At 60.4% G+C, this 19,799-nt stretch carries 22 protein-coding genes and 1 tRNA gene; 20 read left to right on the forward strand and 3 right to left on the reverse strand.

What is annotated here, in order from left to right; genetic code table 11:
• Positions 1-118: 118 nt before the first annotated feature.
• From metX to GFJ39_RS00085, 4 genes are all read left to right on the forward strand, one after another.
• Positions 119-1,309, forward strand: a complete 1,191-nt coding sequence (gene metX, locus GFJ39_RS00070) for a homoserine O-acetyltransferase MetX (RefSeq protein ID WP_153429020.1) — start codon at positions 119-121, stop codon at positions 1,307-1,309.
• Entirely contained in the window at positions 1,309-1,914 is a 606-nt protein-coding gene (gene metW, locus GFJ39_RS00075; protein WP_153429021.1) for a methionine biosynthesis protein MetW, read from the forward strand. The genes metX and metW overlap by 1 nt, the downstream gene beginning before the upstream one ends.
• Before the next feature lie 129 nt (positions 1,915-2,043).
• Complete coding sequence (locus GFJ39_RS00080; RefSeq protein ID WP_153429022.1) at positions 2,044-2,652, forward strand: nitroreductase family protein; 609 nt, start codon at positions 2,044-2,046, stop codon at positions 2,650-2,652.
• A gap of 298 nt (positions 2,653-2,950) precedes the next feature.
• Positions 2,951-4,246 (forward strand): DEAD/DEAH box helicase, encoded by a 1,296-nt coding sequence (locus tag GFJ39_RS00085; RefSeq protein ID WP_153429023.1) that lies wholly within the window; start codon positions 2,951-2,953, stop codon positions 4,244-4,246.
• A gap of 135 nt (positions 4,247-4,381) precedes the next feature.
• Here the strand turns inward: GFJ39_RS00085 and GFJ39_RS00090 are convergent.
• Positions 4,382-4,471, reverse strand: a tRNA-Ser gene (locus GFJ39_RS00090).
• Positions 4,472-4,688: 217 nt separating this feature from the next.
• Here GFJ39_RS00090 and GFJ39_RS00095 point away from each other — a divergent pair.
• From GFJ39_RS00095 to GFJ39_RS00150, 12 genes are all read left to right on the forward strand, one after another.
• Entirely contained in the window at positions 4,689-5,219 is a 531-nt protein-coding gene (locus GFJ39_RS00095) for a Spy/CpxP family protein refolding chaperone (RefSeq protein WP_228391717.1), read from the forward strand.
• 128 nt (positions 5,220-5,347) lie between these two features.
• Positions 5,348-6,775 carry a signal recognition particle protein gene (gene ffh, locus GFJ39_RS00100; protein WP_153429025.1) on the forward strand — a complete coding sequence of 476 codons (1,428 nt, stop codon included), beginning with the start codon at positions 5,348-5,350 and terminating at the stop codon, positions 6,773-6,775.
• A 40-nt stretch (positions 6,776-6,815) separates the two neighbouring features.
• A complete protein-coding gene (gene rpsP / locus GFJ39_RS00105) occupies positions 6,816-7,163 on the forward strand; it encodes a 30S ribosomal protein S16 (protein ID WP_153429026.1) in 348 nt (115 codons plus the stop codon).
• A 28-nt stretch (positions 7,164-7,191) separates the two neighbouring features.
• The gene (rimM, locus tag GFJ39_RS00110) at positions 7,192-7,734 is read left to right on the forward strand and encodes a ribosome maturation factor RimM (protein ID WP_325062751.1); all 543 of its coding nucleotides are present in this window, start codon (positions 7,192-7,194) and stop codon (positions 7,732-7,734) included.
• Entirely contained in the window at positions 7,731-8,435 is a 705-nt protein-coding gene (gene trmD, locus GFJ39_RS00115) for a tRNA (guanosine(37)-N1)-methyltransferase TrmD (RefSeq protein ID WP_153429027.1), read from the forward strand. The genes rimM and trmD overlap by 4 nt, the downstream gene beginning before the upstream one ends.
• 24 nt (positions 8,436-8,459) lie before the next feature.
• The gene (gene rplS / locus GFJ39_RS00120) at positions 8,460-8,852 is read left to right on the forward strand and encodes a 50S ribosomal protein L19 (protein WP_153429028.1); all 393 of its coding nucleotides are present in this window, start codon (positions 8,460-8,462) and stop codon (positions 8,850-8,852) included.
• Between the two features lie 21 nt (positions 8,853-8,873).
• Positions 8,874-10,301, forward strand: a complete 1,428-nt coding sequence (gene leuC / locus GFJ39_RS00125) for a 3-isopropylmalate dehydratase large subunit (RefSeq protein WP_153429029.1) — start codon at positions 8,874-8,876, stop codon at positions 10,299-10,301.
• Positions 10,301-10,927, forward strand: coding sequence for a 3-isopropylmalate dehydratase small subunit (gene leuD, locus GFJ39_RS00130; protein WP_153429030.1), 627 nt, complete (start codon positions 10,301-10,303; stop codon positions 10,925-10,927). The genes leuC and leuD overlap by 1 nt, the downstream gene beginning before the upstream one ends.
• Complete coding sequence (gene leuB, locus GFJ39_RS00135) at positions 10,924-12,033, forward strand: 3-isopropylmalate dehydrogenase (protein ID WP_153429031.1); 1,110 nt, start codon at positions 10,924-10,926, stop codon at positions 12,031-12,033. Before leuD ends, leuB begins: the two co-directional genes overlap by 4 nt.
• A gap of 142 nt (positions 12,034-12,175) precedes the next feature.
• Entirely contained in the window at positions 12,176-13,378 is a 1,203-nt protein-coding gene (locus tag GFJ39_RS00140) for a pyridoxal phosphate-dependent aminotransferase (protein ID WP_153429032.1), read from the forward strand.
• On the forward strand, positions 13,375-14,586 hold the full coding sequence (locus tag GFJ39_RS00145) for a pyridoxal phosphate-dependent aminotransferase (RefSeq protein ID WP_153429033.1): 1,212 nt from the start codon (positions 13,375-13,377) through the stop codon (positions 14,584-14,586). Before GFJ39_RS00140 ends, GFJ39_RS00145 begins: the two co-directional genes overlap by 4 nt.
• Before the next feature lie 41 nt (positions 14,587-14,627).
• A complete protein-coding gene (locus GFJ39_RS00150) occupies positions 14,628-16,316 on the forward strand; it encodes a M3 family oligoendopeptidase (RefSeq protein WP_153429034.1) in 1,689 nt (562 codons plus the stop codon).
• Positions 16,317-16,357: 41 nt separating this feature from the next.
• Here the strand turns inward: GFJ39_RS00150 and GFJ39_RS00155 are convergent, their stop codons facing one another.
• Complete coding sequence (locus tag GFJ39_RS00155; protein ID WP_153429035.1) at positions 16,358-16,897, reverse strand: TlpA family protein disulfide reductase; 540 nt, start codon at positions 16,895-16,897, stop codon at positions 16,358-16,360.
• Between the two features lie 74 nt (positions 16,898-16,971).
• Between GFJ39_RS00155 and GFJ39_RS00160 the strand changes: the two genes are divergently transcribed.
• Positions 16,972-17,304 carry a hypothetical protein gene (locus GFJ39_RS00160; RefSeq protein WP_153429036.1) on the forward strand — a complete coding sequence of 111 codons (333 nt, stop codon included), beginning with the start codon at positions 16,972-16,974 and terminating at the stop codon, positions 17,302-17,304.
• A gap of 6 nt (positions 17,305-17,310) precedes the next feature.
• Here GFJ39_RS00160 and GFJ39_RS00165 read toward each other — a convergent pair whose 3' ends face one another.
• Complete coding sequence (locus GFJ39_RS00165; RefSeq protein WP_153429037.1) at positions 17,311-17,742, reverse strand: DUF423 domain-containing protein; 432 nt, start codon at positions 17,740-17,742, stop codon at positions 17,311-17,313.
• A gap of 116 nt (positions 17,743-17,858) precedes the next feature.
• Here GFJ39_RS00165 and GFJ39_RS00170 point away from each other — a divergent pair, with 116 nt between their 5' ends.
• The 3 genes from GFJ39_RS00170 (at position 17,859) to GFJ39_RS00180 (ending at position 19,797) form a co-directional block, all read left to right on the forward strand.
• Positions 17,859-18,449, forward strand: a complete 591-nt coding sequence (locus GFJ39_RS00170) for a DUF4142 domain-containing protein (RefSeq protein WP_153429038.1) — start codon at positions 17,859-17,861, stop codon at positions 18,447-18,449.
• Between the two features lies 1 nt (position 18,450).
• On the forward strand, positions 18,451-19,023 hold the full coding sequence (locus GFJ39_RS00175) for a cob(I)yrinic acid a,c-diamide adenosyltransferase (protein ID WP_153429039.1): 573 nt from the start codon (positions 18,451-18,453) through the stop codon (positions 19,021-19,023).
• Positions 19,024-19,239: 216 nt separating this feature from the next.
• The gene (locus GFJ39_RS00180; protein WP_153429040.1) at positions 19,240-19,797 is read left to right on the forward strand and encodes a hypothetical protein; all 558 of its coding nucleotides are present in this window, start codon (positions 19,240-19,242) and stop codon (positions 19,795-19,797) included.
• The last annotated feature ends 2 nt before the right edge of the window (positions 19,798-19,799 follow it).

A 19,799-nucleotide genomic window follows, 5' to 3' on the forward strand; every position in this document is an offset into this window, starting at 1 on the left:
TTCAAGATGTTAATTCATCGTCAATCCAAAAGGGATTTGATCGTATCGGCAGGCAATGCCATACCGTGGCGCCCGGGAGGCATGAGGCCTCAGTCGTGGTATCAGGGGTGTATCGGGGATGGACATCAGCGCGTCACCAGGTATCGCGGACGGGCCGGTCTACACACATCAGGCTGTGCGGCTGGACAGCGGTCTCGATCTGGAATGTGGCGTGCATCTGGCGCCGCTGGAGGTCGCCTACCGCACTTACGGTACGCTGTCACCGGCGCGGGACAATGCGATCCTGGTCTGTCACGCCCTGACGGGCGATCAGTATCTGGCGGAACGTAATCCCCTGACCGGCAAACCGGGCTGGTGGAGCAGGATGGTGGGGCCGGGGCTTCCGATTGATACGGATCGTTATTTTGTCGTGTGCTCCAACGTGCTTGGTGGCTGCATGGGCACGACGGGGCCCCGGTCGATCTGCACGGAGACGGGAAAGGCATGGGACAGCGAGTTCCCGCCAATTACCATGCACGATATCGTGGCGGCTCAGGCAAAGCTGATCGACCATCTGGGCGTCGGCCGTCTTTTCGCAGTCATCGGGGGTTCGATGGGAGGAATGCAGGCGCTGACCTGGGCCGCGGACTTCCCGGACCGCGTGTTCGCCGCAATGCCGATCGCAACGTCTCCTTTTCATTCAGCCCAGAACATCGCGTTCAATGAAGTCAGTCGGCAGGCCATCTTCGCCGATCCAGACTGGCATGACGGCCATTACAGGGATTTTGGGGCCATTCCCGCCCGCGGGCTGGGTGTTGCGCGCATGATGGCGCATATCACCTATCTGTCCGAGGAAGCTCTCAGCCGTAAGTTCGGACGACGGGTCCGGCATGACGCAGCAACCGCGGTGCCAGCGTCCAGCAGCCCGTCGCTGTTCGGGGAAATGTTCGAAGTCGAAAGCTATCTGCGCCATCAGGGCTCATCGTTCGTGCGTCGCTTTGATGCCAATTCCTATCTGACGATTACGCGCGCGATGGACTATTTCGATCTGGCCGCAGAACATGACGGCGATCTGGCCAATCCGTTCCGGAAATCGCAGACCCGTTTCTGTGTCGTGTCGTTCAGTTCGGACTGGCTCTTCCCGACCTCCCAGTCCCGTCTTCTGGTGCGGGCGCTCAACCGGGCAGGGGCGAACGTCTCTTTCGTGGAAATCGAGAGTGACCGCGGGCATGACGCCTTTCTGCTGGAGGAGCCGGATTTCGACCGGACCATCCGGGGGTTCATCGCGGGTGCGGCCGAACATGCGGCTCTTAAGGCGGGAGAACGCTGATGCGCGTGGACCAGCGGCTCATTGCCGAAATGATTGCGCCCCGTGCCCGTGTCCTCGATGTCGGAAGCGGGGATGGCACCCTGATCGACTATCTGTACCGCACGCGGTCCTGCGATGCGCGGGGGATCGAGATCGACATGCAGAACGTGACGCAGTCCGTCGCGCACGGCCTGCCGGTCATGCATGGAGACGCCGATCACGATCTGGCGGACTATCCCGACGACACCTTCGATTACGTTGTGCTGCAAAGAACGCTTCAGGCCGTCGAACGCCCGCGCGAGGTCCTGAGGCAGATGCTCAGGATCGGGCGCCACGCCATTGTATCCTTTCCCAATTTCGGTCACTGGCGGCTGAGGCTTCAGCTTCTGACGACGGGGCGGATGCCGATGACGCCCGTGTGGAATACGCCCTGGTATTCCACACCCAATATTCATCCCTGCACGATCCGGGACTTTCTCCTGCTCTGCGAGGAAGAGGGTTATGTCATTCAGCAATGGCTGGCGATCGATGAAGATGGCGCCCGGGCTCCGTGGCGTCGCTCCATCCGTCTGGCCAACCTGTTCGGTGAACAGGCCATGTTCCTGCTCAGGCGTGCGGGACACTGACAGCGCTATTTTGATGGGACCGTTTTCATATTTCGCAACCTTCACTCCGCGGTACGGTTAAACCTTGAAGCCGGAGTCTGCTTTTCGCAGGGGCCCGGTTGATAACCGTCAGAGTGGAGTTGCCGATTCATGAGCGAAATTCTTCAGGCCATCGCATCCCGGCGCGCGACCAAGTATTTTGATCCGGAATATCAGATCCCCGAGGCCGAACTGACGGCGATCCTGGAAGCCGCCCGTCATGCTCCCACCGCATTCAATATCCAGAATTACCGCTTTCTGGTCGTGCGGGACCGGGAGCAGCGCCGTCGTATCCGCGCCGCAGCCTGGGATCAGCCGCAGGTCGAGGACTGTGCCGCGCTGATTGTCATGTGCGCTGACATCAAGGCCTGGGAGAAAGATCCGGCCCGCTACTGGAAAGATGCGCCCGAGTCCGTGCGCGAGGGCTATGTCGGCATGATTCATTCCTATTACGCAGGACGTGAGCAGGTGCAGCGGGACGAGGGGATCCGTTCCTGTGGTCTTGCGGCCTATGCGCTCATGATGGCAGCAGCGGCACATGGTCTTCAGACCTGTCCCATGGATGGTTTCGACTTTGCTCAGGTTGGGGAGATCATCAATCTTCCAGCAGATCATGAAATTGTGATGTTCGTCGCGCTTGGGCGTGAGGCATCATCGCCTCAGTCCCGTGGTGGGTTTTTGCCTCTTGATGCAGTGGTTCAGTACGACTGCTTCTCCTGATTGCAAAATCTTAAGAAATAGCAATGGCTTTTTTCAGGTAAGGCTCCCTGTCTCCTTGCAATGGGACAACTGTTGTCCTACATCCCACGGGCACTTCAGGGCCAGTCCGCTGAAGTGTGATGATGACTTCATAACTTGCCAGTTCTGCTCTGGCCGGCCCTGTCTGAGGCCCGGTTTGCAGGTGAGGCAGGGTGGAAATGGGGTCGTTTGCCATAAATGTCTGCGGCCAGTTGCTCAGGCAGGGGATATAACGGTGCGGTTGCCTGAGCATGACCTTGCCGTCTCAAAGGAGAGGTCCATGACCAGTTTCGCCGAACTCAAGCTTGCCGAGCCAATTCAGAAAGCTCTCGCGGAAGAAGGCTACACCACGCCGACCCCGATTCAGGCAGGTGCCATTCCTTATCTGCTCGAAGGTCGCGATCTCCTTGGTCTGGCCCAGACCGGCACAGGTAAGACTGCCGCATTCGCGCTCCCTATCCTGAACCATATCTTCACGAATCGTCGCTCCGCGCCACCGAAGGGCGTCCGTGCCCTGGTTCTTGCGCCCACGCGTGAACTGGCCTCGCAGATCGGCGAGAGCTTTGCCGCTTATGCGCGGCACATGAAGTTCTCCTATGCGGTCGTTTTCGGTGGGGTCGGGCAGGGGCGCCAGATCGAAGCCACCCGTCGCGGTGTGGACGTGTTGGTGGCTGCGCCAGGTCGTCTGCTTGATCTGATCGGGCAGAAGTATATTGATCTCTCCACTCTGGAAATCCTCGTTCTCGATGAGGCCGACCGGATGCTGGACATGGGTTTCGTGCGCGATATCCAGCGCATCATGGCCCTGCTTCCCAAGCAGCGTCAGACCCTGTTGTTCTCGGCAACCATGCCTCCGTCCATCAGCGATCTGGCCCATTCGCTTCTGAAAAACCCGGCCACTGTTCAGGTCACGCCTGAATCGAGTACGGTTGATCGTATCAATCAGGCTGTCATGTTCGTTGATTCGGGCAGCAAGAAAGATGCGGCTCTCATGCTGCTGGAAAGCCCGAGCGTTGCCCGGGCTGTGGTTTTCACGCTGATGAAGCATGAAGCCAACAAGGTTGCCGAGTTCCTGAACAAGAACGGGATCCGCGCGGAAGCCATCCACGGCAACAAGTCTCAGGGCGCCCGCGAGCGCGCCATGGCCGGTTTCCGCAGTGGCGCCATCAAGGCGCTGGTTGCAACCGACATTGCGGCCCGTGGTATCGATGTGGATGAGGTCAGCCACGTCTTCAACTACGATCTGCCGAATGTGCCGGAATCCTATGTCCACCGTATCGGCCGCACGGCCCGGGCGGGACGTGAGGGTTGTGCGGTTTCTCTGTGTGACGCTGAACAGCGCGCATGGCTCAAGGATATTGAGAAGAAGATCGGCAAGCCCATTCCGGTTGTGACGGATCATCCCTTCCATTCCGAAGAAGCCCGCCTGTCCACGCAGCGTCCGCCGGTTCTGGGCGGTGGTCGTGGCGGTGGTGGCGGCGGACGCCGTCGTTCGGGACCGCCCTCGGGTGGTCGTCCAGGTGGTGGCCGTGGTGGCGCCCCTGGTCGTGCTGGTCCCCGCCCAGGGGTGCGCTGATCTCAGTCAAACGCATACTGAAAAGGCCGCCTCTGCAAATGCAGGGACGGCCTTTTTGCATTCCAGGCTGACAGCACGCAGCAAAATGATGCCGCCCCGAGGGCGGCGGTGTGTTCGGAGTTTTTTACGGGAATGTGGTGGAGAGGGTGGGATTCGAACCCACGATACGCTCTCACGTATGGCGGTTTTCAAGACCGCTGCCTTAAACCACTCGGCCACCTCTCCATCCGGCAGGCTTCATTTCTGAAGGATTCTGCCTGGATCGGATGCTTCATGCGACGGGAAACTTCTGCCGTCAAGGGCTCGTGTTACATAGGGGTGAGGGGCTTACTTTTTGAAACGCAGAAGGGGGCGGTCAGCAACATTGAAACGTGTCATTTAGAGGCGTATGGAGGCGTTTTGTGCGTCTCCGGCTGCCATAACCTCCAAGGATATGACGTCCATGACGATCTTTCGTCCCGCTGCTTTTCTTCCTGTCATCGCTGCCCTCGGTCTGGTGGTGGCTCCTCTGGCGGCTTCTGCCGAGGGGCATCATGGGTCTGACGGTCATCGTCCCCCGCCGGGCGGCGCGCCCTATGGCGGCCCGGGTTTCATGATTCCGCCCATCCCGCCTGGCATCACGCTGACCACGGCGCAGAAGGCAAAGCTCAAGACTATTTTTGAGAAAGCTCATCAGGATGAGCGTGCGCTGCGCCTTGAAGGACGGGCCATCGAGGGCAAGATCCACGATGCTCTCAGTGTGGCTGGTGATCTGGATCGCACCGCGCTGGCGGATCTGGCCAGGCAGGAGGACGAGGTCAAGGCCAAGGCTTCCGCGCTTCATCTCGACACCATGGAGCAGCTTCACGATCTGCTGACCCCGGCTCAGCGCCAGCAGGCCAAGGAGACCATGGACAAGATCAAGGCGCTCCATGAGCAGATGAAAGCCCTGATGGGTCCGCCGCCGGAGGGCGATCCGGACGATATGCCCTGAAAACTGCTGCTTTCCCGTCTGTCACTTGACGCTTCGGCGGCAAGGGGATAGACGGGCTCTGTTTCCGGACACGCCACCTCGCGAAGACTCGCGCAGTGGCGTGTTTCTGTTTGCTTTAAGGTGACCCGTTGTTCGAACAACTCTCAGGCAAGATGTCCGGTGTCCTCGATGGGCTTTCCAGGAACGGAAAGCTCTCGGAGGCTGATGTCACCGAGGCCATGCGTGAAGTGCGTCTCGCCATGCTGGAGGCGGACGTTGCGCTGCCTGTGGTGCGGGACTTCGTCAACAAGGTCCGTGAGCGCTCTGTCGGGCAGGAAGTGCTGGAAAGCGTTTCTCCCGGTCAGGCCGTCGCCAAGATCGTCAATGACGCGCTGATCGACGCGCTTGGCGGGGCAGGGGCTGTGCCGCTGAACCTGTCCGCCAATCCGCCGGTTCCGGTGCTGATGGTGGGTCTACAGGGTTCGGGCAAGACCACGACGTCTGGCAAGATTGCTCTGCGTCTGTCCGGTCGTGAGAACAAAAAAGTCCTTCTGGCCAGTCTGGACGTCCAGCGTCCGGCTGCGCAGCTCCAGCTCCAGCAATTGGCCGAGCGCGTCAACGCCAAGACAGGTCGTGTTCAGGCCCTGCCGATCATCGCCGGGCAGTCTCCCGTTCAGATTGCAAAGCGTGCGCTCGAGACGGGACGTCTTGAGGGCTATGACGTCGTCATCCTCGATACGGCCGGCCGTCTGTCGATCGACGAGGCGCTGATGGATGAAGTGCGGGAAATCCGCACGCTCACCAAGCCGGCCGAGACGCTGCTGGTCGTTGACGCGATGACCGGTCAGGACGCTGTGAACACGGCCAAGGCCTTTAACGAGGCTGTCGGCATCACCGGCGTTGTCATGAGCCGTATGGATGGTGATGCCCGCGGTGGCGCGGCCCTGTCCATGAAGGCCATTACGGGTGCGCCGATCAAGCTGACAGGTTCGGGTGAGAACCTCGAAGCGCTTGAAGAATTCCATCCCGAGCGTGTCGCGGGCCGTATCCTCGGCCTGGGTGACGTGGCCGGGCTGGTGGAACGTGCAGCCGAAACCCTCGATCACGAGGAAGGCGAGCGCGTCGCCAAGAAGATGCTCGCGGGCAAGTTCGATCTGGATGACTATGTGTCCCAGATCAACCAGATCAACCGCATGGGCTCGATTTCCAGCATTCTCGGTATGATGCCGGGGATGGGAAAGATCAAGGATATGCTGGGCGACAAGGAGCTCGATACGTCGATCTTCAAGCGTCACAAGGCCATCATTTCCTCGATGACGAAGCAGGAGCGCAAGACGCCCGAGATCATCAAGGCGTCCCGCAAGAAGCGCATCGCGGCAGGCTCGGGAACCACGGTTCCGGAGATCAACCGTCTGCTCAAGCAGTTCAACGACATGTCCACCATGATGAAACGCATCAGCAAGATGGGCCTTGGCGGCCTGATGCGCGGCATGGGTGGTGCAGGAGGTCTGGCGGATCTGATGAAGGGCATGGGTGGCCCCGGGGGAAAGCCCGGTGGACGCCCGCCTTTCGCCTGATCCGTCCCGTTTTTACAAGTCTGTCTCTCAGGAGTATTTCATGAGCCTCAAGATCCGCCTTGCACGTGCAGGTGCCAAGAAGCGTCCTTACTACCACATCGTTGTTGCCGACAGCCGCAGCCCGCGCGATGGCCGTTTCATCGAGAAAGTTGGTTCCTACAACCCGATGCTGCCGGCCGATCATGCCGATCGTATCCGTCTGGTTGACGAGCGTATCAAGCACTGGCTGTCCAACGGCGCCCTCGCTACGGACCGTGTTGCCCGTTTCCTCGGCAACGCTGGCCTGGCTCCGAAGCCGACTTACAACGAACAGCCGAAGAAGTCCGCTCCGAAGGCGAAAGCTCAGGAGCGCGCCAAGGCCGCTGCCGCCGCTGCTGCCGCGGCCTGATTGAGCTGCTTTTCAGGAAGTTCGAGACGTGCCCCGCTTCAACCCTGACAGTGATGTCCTGATTGCTACCGTCGGTCGCCCGCACGGTGTTCGCGGTCTGGTGCATCTTCATGCTGCCACCGACGATCCGGCTTCGGTCGAGACGCTGGGCGCGCTGCATGATGCGCAGGGCAGGGCGTGGACGGCCCGCTGGATTTCGGCAGGCGTGGCTGCACTGACGGATGCCGACGGACAGGATCTTCCTGACCGTACGGCAGCCGAACGTCTGGTCAATGCGAAGCTGTATGTTCCGCGTGCAGTCCTGCCCGAGACCGGAGATGACGAGTTCTATCATGCCGACCTGATCGGTATGACGGCTGTCTCCGAAGGCGGAGATGTCCTGGGAACGGTTTCGGTCGTTCACGATTACGGCGCGGGCGTCAGCCTCGAAGTGGATCGTGGTCTGATCGTGCCGTTCACGCTGGCCTGCGTGCCCCGCGTGGACCTTGCAAAACGGGAAGTGGTTCTCATCCCGCCCGTTGAAGTCGAGGTCGAGGGAGATCTGGCTGGCGAGGTCCAGGTGCGGGCATGAACTGGCGCGCGGACATCCTGACCCTTTTCCCCGACATGTTCCCGGGGCCGCTGGGGTTCTCCCTTGCGGGCCGGGCACTGGAGCGGGGGATCTGGTCCTGCGAGGCGCACGATCTGCGCCAGCATGGACTGGGGCGTCACCGGGCCGTGGACGACACGCCGTTCGGAGGCGGAGCCGGCATGGTGATGCGGGCGGACGTTCTGGATACGGCCCTCTCGGCGCTTCCCGCGCTGGATGGTCGTCCGGTTGTCTACCCGACGCCACGGGGCAAGCGCATGTCGCATGAAGATGCGGAGCGCCTGTCGTCCGGTGCGGGGGTCGTCGTTCTCTGTGGCCGTTTCGAAGGGGTGGACGAGCGCGTTCTGGAAAAGCACGATATCGAACAGCTTTGCATGGGCGATGTCGTGCTGTCAGGTGGGGAAATTCCCGCCCTGACTCTTCTGGATGCGTGCGTCCGCCTTCTTCCCGGCGTCATGGGATCGGATGTCAGCGGTCAGGACGAAAGCTTCGCCGACGGGCTTCTTGAATATCCACAATACACCAAGCCGGCAGTGTGGGACGGGCGGGACGTGCCCGACATTCTTCTCTCCGGCAATCATGGTGCCATCGCCCGCTGGCGCCATGAACAGTCAATCGCCGTCACGAAGGCGCGCCGCCCGGACCTCTGGGATGCGTATCTGGCACGACAGCAGGTCCATTGAAGTTTTGTTTTCAGGAGTTTGGTCATGAACATTATCCAGCAGTATGAGGCGCGCGAAATCGAGCGTCTTTCCGGCGTCCGCGCTGTTCCCGAGTTCATTGCAGGTGACACGGTCCGCGTTGGCGTCCGCGTTGTCGAAGGCACACGTGAGCGTGTGCAGAACTTCGAAGGCGTTGTCATCGCCCGTTCCAACAAGGGCCTGAACAGCAACTTCACGGTTCGCAAGATCTCCAACGGTGAAGGCGTGGAGCGTGTGTTCCCGCTCTACGCACCGTCGATCGCCAGCATCGAAGTGGTGCGTCGCGGTAAGGTCCGTCGCGCGAAGCTGTATTACCTGCGTGGCCGTTCGGGCAAGTCCGCCCGTATTGCCGAGCGTCCCCGCGATCTGCCGAAGGCGGACAGCAAGGCCGCTTCCTAAACCGTTCGGAGTAGAGACAGGATGCCCGTTACCAATTCGCCCAGAACCCTTTTTGACAAGATCTGGGACGATCATGTCGTCGAACGTCTCGAAGACGGGACGTGCATCCTCTACATCGACCGCCACCTCGTTCACGAGGTAACAAGTCCGCAGGCTTTCGAAGGTCTGCGGCTGTCCGGGCGGCGCGTACGTCGCCCGGATGCCACGGTGGCCGTGGTGGACCACAACGTCCCCACGTCCGACCGTTCCAAGCCGATCGAGGAGCCGGAAAGCCGCCTCCAGATCGAAACGCTTGAGAAGAACGTCGCCGAGTTTGGCGTTCCCTATTTCCCGTTGCGCTCCGCCTCTCAGGGTATCGTGCATGTTGTCGGGCCTGAGCAGGGCATTTCCCTGCCCGGCATGACGATCGTCTGTGGCGACAGCCACACCTCCACGCATGGTGCGCTCGGTTCGCTGGCGTTCGGCATTGGCACGTCCGAAGTCGAGCACGTGCTGGCGACCCAGACGATCCTGCAGAAGCCCGCGAAGAACATGCGTGTCTCCGTCGAGGGCAAGGTCGGTCCCGGCGTGACGGCGAAAGACATCATGCTGGCCATCATCGGCCGGATCGGTACCGCTGGCGGGACCGGGCATGTCATTGAGTTTGCGGGCTCCGCCATCCGCGATCTGGACATGGCCGGTCGCATGACGCTGTGCAACATGTCCATCGAAGCCGGTGCGCGTGCTGGCCTGGTGGCACCTGATGAGACGACCTTCACCTATGTGAAGGGCCGTCCGTTTGCACCGAAAGGCGAGGCGTTCGAGCAGGCCTGCGACTACTGGCGGAGCCTGGCTTCTGACGATGGTGCCTATTTCGATACGGAAGTCACGCTCGCCGCTGAAGAAATCGTCCCCTCCATCACCTGGGGTACAAGCCCGCAGGATGTACTGCCGATTACAGGTTCCGTGCCGTCTTCGTCAGACGTGGCAGACCCTGCCCGTGCTGCCCAGATCCAACGCGCATTGGACTATATGGGCCTTGAAGCCGGGCAGATGATCGCCGGCACTCCTGTGGATGTGGTCTTCATCGGCTCCTGCACGAACAGCCGTTTGGAAGACCTGCGCGCTGCTGCGGACGTGGTGCGCGGACGGCATGTCGCGGAAGGCGTTCGCGCCATGATCGTGCCGGGCTCCGGTCTGGTGAAGCATGCGGCCGAAGCCGAGGGGCTGGACAAGGTGTTTCTTGATGCCGGTTTTGAGTGGCGTGAGGCGGGATGCTCGATGTGTCTGGGGATGAACCCGGACCGTTTGACGCCAGGCCAGCGTTGCGCTTCCACATCCAACCGCAATTTCGAGGGGCGTCAGGGCCCGGGTGGTCGGACGCACCTGTGTTCGCCTGCCATGGCGGCGGCGGCGGCTGTCACGGGGCGTCTGTGCGATGTGCGTGAACTGGTGAAGGAGACCGTCTGATGGACAAGTTCACGGAACTCACCGCCATTGCGGCGCCCATGCCGACCGAGAATATCGACACGGACCAGATCATTCCGGCGCGCTTTCTCAAGACCATCCAGCGGACAGGTCTGGGCAAGAACGCTTTCGCGGCCCAGCGCTATGACGCGGACGGTAACGAAAAGCCGGATTTCGTGCTCAATCAGGAGCCTTACCGGCATGCCGAGATCCTGATTACCTACGACAATCTGGGATGTGGCTCTTCGCGTGAACATGCGCCCTGGGCGTTGCTGGATTTCGGAATCCGCTGCGTTATTGCGCCCAGCTTTGCCGACATCTTTTTCAATAACTGCTTCAAGAACGGCATTCTTCCGATCCGGCTGCCGCGCGAGATCTGTGACGAACTGATGGGTGATGCCCGTCAGGGGGCGAATTCGCGTCTGACGGTGGATCTGGAGCGTCAGGTGATCGTACGTCCGAACGGGGAGACCATCGCGTTCGATGTCGATCCGTTCCGTCGTCACATGCTGCTCGAAGGTCTGGACGATATCGGGCAGACCATGGCGCATGATGCCGAGATCACCAGTTTCGAGCATCGTCCGAGCCGTGCCTGGGTGCCGTCAATTACCATAGGGACTGTGAAATGAGCGACGCATACAAGCTTCTGGTTCTGGCCGGAGACGGGATCGGTCCGGAAGTCATGCGCGAAGTTGCACGGATCGTGCACTGGATGAGCGCACATCGCGGCCTGAAACTGGATATCACGGAAGAGCTCGTCGGTGCAGCATCCCTTGCCGTACATGGCGTGCCGATCCGTGATGAGGTCATTGAACTGGCCCGTCAGTCTGATGCCGTTCTGTTCGGTTCGGTTGGTGACCCGGCCTGGAGCCATGTCAGTTTTGACAAGCGTCCGGAAGTGGCGATCCTCAAGCTCCGCAAGGAACTTGAACTGTTCGCCAATCTGCGTCCGGCCAAGCTGTTCGATGCCCTGATCGATGCCTCTGCGCTGAAACCTGAAGTGGTGCGCGGGCTGGACCTGATGATCGTCCGCGAGACGGTCGGAGGCATCTATTTCGGTGAGCCGCGGGGGATCGAGACACTGTTCGATGGCTCCCGTCGCGGTATCAACACGGAAGTCTATACGACGTCCGAAATCGAGCGTGTGGCTCGCGTGGCTTTCGATCTTGCCCGCAAGCGCGACAACCGCGTGTGTTCGGTTGAGAAGTGCAACGTCATGGAAAGCGGCCTCCTGTGGAAGGAGGTCGTGACCGATATCCACAAGCGTGAATATCCGGACGTTCAGCTGTCCCACATGCTGGCGGATAACTGCGCGATGCAACTGGTCCGCGACCCGAACCAGTTCGATGTCATCGTCACGGGCAACCTGTTCGGCGACATCCTGTCCGATCTGGCCTCCATGCTGACGGGCTCGCTCGGCATGCTGCCGTCTGCAACGCTTGCCCCGCTTCGCGCGGATGGCAAGCGCAATGCCCTGTACGAACCGATCCATGGCAGCGCGCCGGACATCGCAGGCAAGGGGATCGCCAATCCGCTGGCCCAGATCCTTTCGTTCGCCATGCTGCTGCGTTACTCGCTCAATCGTGCGGAGGATGCCGATCTGATCGAGACGGCGGTTTCCAATGTCCTGGCTTCGGGTCTGCGTACCGGCGACATCATGTCACCGGGAATGGCTCGAGTCGGCACCGAAATGATGGGGCAGGCGGTGCTTCGCGAAATGGAAAAGCTCGCCTGATCTTTTACAGGACTGGTCTGTTACATATCAGGCGTCTTCCTCAGGAAGGCGTCTTTTTTATTGATCGAAGTCCGGCTGTCTGTGGTCAAAACCCTTGGAACGTGTCTAGGATCGCGCCATCGAAATGATCCGGAACCCTGTCATGTCCTTTATTGCCGACCGTCTGAACCGCATTCTTCCCAGTCAGACGATTGCCGTGACCCAGAAAGCGCGCGCTCTGAAGGCTCAGGGCCGCGATATCATCAGCCTTTCCGCGGGTGAGCCGGATTTCGATACTCCCGACTTCATCAAGCGTGCGGCAATCCGGGCCATTGAGGCCGGCAAGACCAAATATACGGACGTTGCAGGCACACTCGAACTGCGCAAGGCCGTGGCGGCGCGTCTGAATGCTGATTTCGATCTGGACTACAAAGCTGAGGAAATCTGCGTCTCCACGGGGGGCAAGCAGGTCATTTACAATGTCATGGTCTCGACCCTGAATGCGGGTGACGAGGTCATCATTCCGGCTCCTGCCTGGGTCTCCTATCCCGACATCGTGACGCTGGCTGATGGTACGCCCGTCATTGTCCAGACTGACCCGGAAAACGGCTTTCGTCTGACCGCCGAACAGCTTCGCGCCGCGATTACGCCCCGGACAAAGTGGCTCTGTCTCAATTCGCCCTGCAATCCGACAGGCGCGGCTTACGATACCGAGGCCCTCAGGGCGCTGACGGATGTGCTGCTGGACTATCCGGATATCTGGATCCTCACAGATGATATGTATGCCAAGCTCCTGTATGACGGGGCTGTTGCCAAAACCGTGGTTCAGGTCGAGCCGCGTCTGCGTTCACGCACCGTGACGATGAACGGCGTGTCCAAGGCCTATGCCATGACAGGCTGGCGCATCGGATTTTCGGCAGCGCCCGTTGAACTTACGCGACAGCTCATCAAGCTCCAGGGACAGAGCACGAGCAATCCGTGCTCCATTGCCCAGGCTGCCGCACAGGAAGCTGTCTCCGGACCGCAGGACTTCATTTCCGAAATGCTTGCGGTTTATCAGGAGCGGCGTAATCTCGTGATCGGGATGCTGAATGATGCGCCGGGTCTGTCCTGCGCTCTTCCCGAAGGCGCGTTCTATGCGTTTCCGTCCATCGCCGGAACACTGGGCAAGACAAGCAAAGGTGGCCGCCTGATTGATGGTGATGAAGCCTTCGTGACGGCCCTGCTTGAGGAAACCGGTGTTGCGGCCGTCCATGGCACGGCGTTTCTGACGCCGGGCTATTTCCGGATCTCCTATGCGACCCGCACGGAGCTTCTGAAGGAAGCCTGCACCCGGATCCAGGATTTCTGCCGAGGGCTTTCATGAGTTTCACCATCGCATCCCGCCTGACTGATCTTCCCCGTCCCGCAACCATCGCAATGGCGGCGCGCGCGCGTGAACTGAAGGCGCAGGGGGCCGATGTCATTTCGCTCGCACTCGGGCAGCCCGACTTTTCGTCGCCGCCCGAAGCGATCGAAGCCGCTTATGCCGCAGCGAAAGCGGGGGATACAGGTTATCCGCCGATCCCGGGCCAGAAGCCGCTGATTGACGCCATTATCCGGAAGTTCCGGCATGATAACGCTCTGGACGTCACGTCTGACCGGATCATGGTTGCGAATGGTGGCAAGCAGGTCATTTTCAACGCGCTGATGGCGTCGTTGGAAGTCGGGGATCAGGTCATCGTGCCCGCGCCGTACTGGGTCAGCTATCCACTGATTACCCGGATGCTGGGCGGAGTTCCGGTCGAGATCCGCTGTCGGGAAGAAAATGGTTTCCGCCCTGACCCTGAAGCGATCCGCGAGGCCATTACGCCGCGGACGAAATGGCTGGTCCTGAATTTCCCAAACAATCCGACCGGCGCCATCCTTGAGCGTCAGGATCTGGAAGCCATCGCAGATGTCCTGCGCGAGGCGCCGCATGTCCTCGTGATGAGCGACGAGATCTATGAGCATCTGACGTTCGACGGGAAGAAACACCTCTCCCTGCTGAGTGTCGCGCCGGATCTGGCGGACCGCATCCTGATCGTGAACGGAATGGCCAAGGCCTATGCCATGACGGGCTGGCGGGTGGGGTTCGCCTGTGGACCTGTCCCGCTGATCCAGGCCATGGTCGCGGTGCAGGGCAATTCGACATCCGGCGTGTGCACGCTCGCACAGGCCGGATCGGTCGCGGCTCTGGACGGGGATGCTGACGGGATCGCCCGGATGCTGGAAACATATGAGCGTCGGCGTGGTCTGGTCGTAGGCGCATTGCAGCAGGTGCCCGGCCTGACCTGCGTGATGCCGGATGGTGCGTTCTATGCCTATCCGGGTGTTGCGGCCCTGATTGGCGGCACATCGGGGCAGGGACGGTTGCTCGACACGGATGTGGCTTTTGCGGAGGCGCTTCTGGACGAGGCGCATGTCGCGACCGTGCCGGGCTCGGCGTTCGGATACAGCCCGTATCTGCGCCTGTCCTTTGCCGCTTCGGACGCGCAGCTGCTCGAAGCCTGCCGTCGTATCACACAGTTTGTGGGCGATATCCGGACCGCCTGACAGGCATGGACGCAAGCGCCGGGGAATGGCAGAATTGTGCCATGACGAAGACAATCCCTCCCTTTTCCGAACTGTCTTTCCCCCGGCCTGACGAACAGTCTCTCAAGGCCCGTTATGATGCCATCGCGTCCCTGCTTGATGCAGGCGACCGTGTGGAAGCCCTGCACGCGTTTGATGCTGTCCGGCGCGAGTATGAGTCGTGGGCGTCGCATGTGCATCTACAGTTCTCGCGCAATACGCAGGATGAAGCTGCGAAGGCTGATCGTGACTATGCCGACCGGCTGTCTCCGGTCGCGACCGATCATGAGGTGACGGTCAAGAAACGCCTTCTGGCCGATCCTGACCGCGAGGGGCTTGAAGCCATCGTGACGTCGCATGTGGTGCGGCTCTGGGACTCCGACACGACGACCTTCGATCCGCGCATCAGCACGGATCTTGAGGAAGAGGCACGGCTTGCGGGGGAATACACGGCGCTTCTGGCCGCCGCGAAAATCCCTTTCGACGGCAAGACGCTTAATCTGTCGGGACTGGTGCCGTATCTTCAGGGAATGGACCGGGATGTCCGTCATGCTGCCGAGGCAGCGCGCTGGGCGTTTTTTGAGGAAAACGGCGCCAGGCTCGATGCTCTTTACGGCCAGCTCGTCGCCCTGCGTGACCGGATGGCAAAGACGCTCGGTTTCGAGAACTATATCGGACTGGGATATCGCCGGATGCGGCGGACGGATTACGGTCCGCAGCAGGTTGCGGCTTTCCGTGAGAAAGTTCGGGCCTATGTCACGCCGCTGATCAGCTCGCTGCTTGAGCGCCGGCGCCTGAAAATGGGCTGGGACAAGGTAATGGCGTGGGATGAGGCGCTCATTGATCTTCAGGGTAATCCCGGGCCTGCGGGCGATCATGATCTTCTGGTCGCGCGTGCGGAGGGGATGTTCCGTGATCTCGATCCGTCAGGCGAGATGGCCGACTTCTACGTTCAGATGCGGGATCTGGGCTATCTTGATCTGAAGAACCGGGAGGGCAAGGCCGGGGGCGGGTTCTGCACGTCCTTTCCGACGGTTGGAACGCCTTATATCTTTGCCAATTTCAATGGCACCCATAATGATATCGGTGTTTTCACCCATGAAATGGGCCATGCCTTCCAGAACTGGAAAAGCCGTGGCCTACCGTGGATCGACCAGCTCTGGCCGACCATGGAAGCGGCTGAAATCCATTCCATGGGACTGGAGTTTCTGACCTGGCCGCAGATTGGCGCTCTGGTCGAGGATGGCGCGGCGGACCGGTATCGCCGGATGCATCTGATCGACGCGCTGTCGTTCTTCCCGTACGGCGTCTGCGTGGATCACTTCCAGCATGAAGTCTATGCCCGTCCGGAGATGACACCGGAAGAGCGTCATCAGACCTGGCAGCGGCTTGAGAAGCTTTATATGCCGTGGCGGGACTGGGGTGATCTGGCCTATCCGGCGAAGGGCGGACGCTGGCAGGCGCAGCTCCATATCTACCGGCTGCCGTTCTATTACATCGACTATGCGCTGGCGCAGTGCTGCGCATTGCAGCTCTGGCTGGGCTCACGTCTGGATCGGGAAGGGACGCTGGAAACCTATCGCAGGCTTTGCGCGGAAGGTGGCTCGAAGCCGTTCGCCCAGCTTGTGTCCGAGGCCGGGCTGACCTCGCCGTTCGAGGCGGATGTTCTGGCGGAAGTCGTTCATGAGGCGGAGCAGGTGCTCGCCCTTTAAGCATGAGATGAGGCTCCGGAAAAAGCCGGAGCCTCAAAGACTTATCCGCGTTTGTTCCAGCCGGAAATGAGATCCAGGACAGCCTGTGGCGACATGCTGCGGGCATTGCCCAGAGCCGTGGACCCGTCGCCATTCAGGGCGTGGCCATCCGGTGTCACGATAATGACGGTCGGGACGGCCTTGATGGTCACGCCATAGCGTGCGGCCAGATCAAGATTCGTGTTGATACGTCCCACATTGACCGGCACAACGACGAACTGGCTGTCCAGCCAGCGTGCGGCATCCGGCAGGGCGAAAATGCCGCTGAGCATCTTGCAGTCCGGGCACCAGTTGCCACCGAAATCGAGCAGAACCTTGCGATGGGTCTTCTTTGCCAGAGCAAGGGCCTGAGCAACCTGATCATGGGCTACGGTCGTATCCGGATAGGGCGTGGCGACAGGTGGTGCGAAGGTTTCAGTCAGATGTGGGACAGGTGCCGGCGGCACTTCCGTGGGCCCGGCATGAGCCGGCAGGGTTGCGGGAAGCGCCAGACCGAGGCCGGCAGCGGCAAGAAGGGAGCGGCGCATGAAAAAGGCTTTCATTGATGTTGTCCTCTGCATGCCATAACGCAGAATGACGGGAACAGATGATTAAAGCCCAGTTTTGACGAAAGGTCATGCGTTTGAAAAAAGCACCCTCACATCCCGATGTGGCGTCGCCGCGCGAGATCAGCGTGACGGAAACCCTGATTCGAACTGTCATTCTCGTGGGTTTGACGCTCGCATTCGCATCGGTGTTCCGCTTCTGGCAGCCGGCGATCAAATTGGCCCAGCATGTGGCGGGAACATCCGCCTGGCAGGAACTCTACAGCCTGTTTCATATTGAATCGGGTCTTGGACGCGAACAGTTGATTCTGACGGGGATCATGATTGCCTGCTTCCTTCTGGCGCTTGGTGTGCAGGCAATCGGTCTGCTGATTTTTCAGCGGATCAGAAAAAGCCGCGTCTGATGGGGCTCAGTCCCGGAACGGACGCCGCAGGGCGGAGGCCGCGGCCAGGCACCAGGCAATCATGAGCATCGTCCCGCCATAAGGGGCGATCCGTCCTACGGACATGGGGCCAAGTTTCAGATTGAACAGGGCCAGCAGTGTGACCGGCACGCAGAACAGCACCATGCCCACCGCCATGCACAGACAGGTCAGGCGGATCAGTTTCGGCGAGAGGCGGGATGCGTTCAGGGAGAGCACGCAGAGGCCCAGCGCATGCCACATCTGGATCTCGACTGCGGAATGCAGCATGGCCCGTCCACCCGGAACAGCAAAAAGCCGATCCGGAAGATGGGCGGACAATGCGCCGAGCATGACGCCGGAAGCCGCCGAAAGGGTAGCGAAAATGAAACTTCCCCGGAGCGGATCGGGCATACTGGCGCGGACAGGATTTGCGGACATGCCATGAATGTATCATGTGTTGTCTGAACAGCGAATGAGAGACTGTCATAAGTGGAGTGTCAGTCTGTCGCGGCCTGTCCTTTTGGGGTCAGGTGCGTTTGAAAAAGGAATCTTCGATGACTGTTTCGTATCTCCGTCTGTGCCTGTCCGCCGGCCTTCTTGCTGCTCTGGCTGCCTGTAATGCTCCGGATGCGCCGCCAGCGCCTGCTCTTCCGAGCGTGGCATCCACATACAAGCTGACCACGGCGGACGCGGCCTTCATCCAGCAGATCGATGAGATGGACCAGACGCAGATCGCCATTGCGACACTTGCGGCCACGCATAGCAACAGCGACGTCATCAAGGCATTCGCGTCGACCGTTCAGGCGGATCATACGACCAATCAGAAGGCCGTTGCCAAGATTGCTTCGGATGGCAACCTGACCGTGGCTGCCAAGATCGATGCCGCCGATCAGGAGCACGTCGATTCGTTCTCGCATCTCTATGGAGCGGCATTCGATCGCATGTTCCTGCGTGATGTCGTGAGCACCCGCACAGTTGATCTGGGCAAGGCCATTACGACGGCCAAGGCGTCGGGCGGCACGGCGGATGTGAAGACCCTTGCTTCGGATACGGACAAGATGCTGACGGATCACACGTCCCGTGCGCATGACCTGATGGGCGATCGCACGATCAGCCATCACGCCAAGCACAAAAGAAGCCGCTAAGATGAGCATCCGCATCGACAGGGTCGTGACCCGTGGCGGAGACGGGGGACAGACATCGCTTGGGGACGGGAGACGCGTTTCCAAGTCGTCTGACCGTATCGAAGCGATGGGGACTGTTGATGAACTCAATGCCCAGCTTGGTGTCCTGTGCTGTTACATGACACAGGACACCCGGACTGCCGGTCTTGAAGACGACGTCCGGCAGATCCAGTCCTGCCTGTTCGATCTTGGTGCGGATCTCTGTCTGCCCGACCCGGCTCGTGCTCCCAGTCTGACCGGGGAGGCCAGCATCTGGCTTGAAGGGCGGCTGGAGGAAATGCGTCAGTCCCAGCAGGAACTCAGAAGCTTTATCCTGCCCGGTGGGAGCCTCGTCGCAGCGCACGCGCATCTGGCCAGAACCGTCGCGCGGCGGGCCGAACGTCGGGTGGCCGTGCTCGAAGAGAGGTCTGATGAAACACTTCGTTTCCTGAACAGACTGTCCGATTACTTCTTTGTTCTTGCCCGCCACGCCAATAATCATGGTGAAACGGATATTCTCTGGTCTCCGGGACGCTGGCATCAGAAGAAAATATAAGCCTTCGCTTATTTGTCCTGATGACAGAATGCCGGTGAAGTGCTAGGAAGCCCGCGTCAGAACGCTGGAGTTCTCCAGACGAGTCGACTTTTCATATCCTTGTCAGGGCAAGTCATTGCTGGGTGGGCCGAGGTTCGGTCAGCATTCCTGTCTTTTTGGCAGGACCGTCCGGCAGGGACGAAATCTACAAATATCATATTGGTTGAAGAATACAGAATGCAGGACGAGCATCAGGTTAACGAAGAAGACAAGCTGCGACAGGCTCTGGCCCGTCTGGGGGCAGGAGCCTCCTCCCGCTCTTCCAAGCCCCGACCTCTCACACCCACTCCCGAACGTCGCCGGCGTTTCGTCCGTGACGGACAGGTTGTGGTCGAACATCAGGGGAGCCGCGGAATTGCCGCGCGCAATCCCAGTCAGGAAGACCAGGAAGAAATCGAGCGTCTGCGCCAGTCGGTCAAGCGCGAGCAGCGTCGCTGGGAAGAGGCCGAGCGGAGCCTGATGGAAGTCCGCTCCCAGCTCAAGGCGTTTGAAACGCGTGAAGCCCATGCGAAGATCCAGATCACCGAACTGAACCGCGAACTGCGCGAAAACCAGGACGCGATCCAGACTCTGAAGGCCTCTCTGCATCAGGCCCGCGAGCAGGCTGCCGAGGCCGCGCGGCGCGCACCCCGTCCCGTTGGGCGGCCCCGCAAGGAAGCGGCTCCGGAAGTGGCGGAAATGGACGGAAGCGACGTTGCCGAGCAGGAGCCGGTGCAGTGGTGGGTGAAAGCCTGATT

It is taken from the genome of Gluconobacter aidae, assembly GCF_009547075.1.
GTDB classification, from domain to species: domain Bacteria; phylum Pseudomonadota; class Alphaproteobacteria; order Acetobacterales; family Acetobacteraceae; genus Gluconobacter; species Gluconobacter aidae.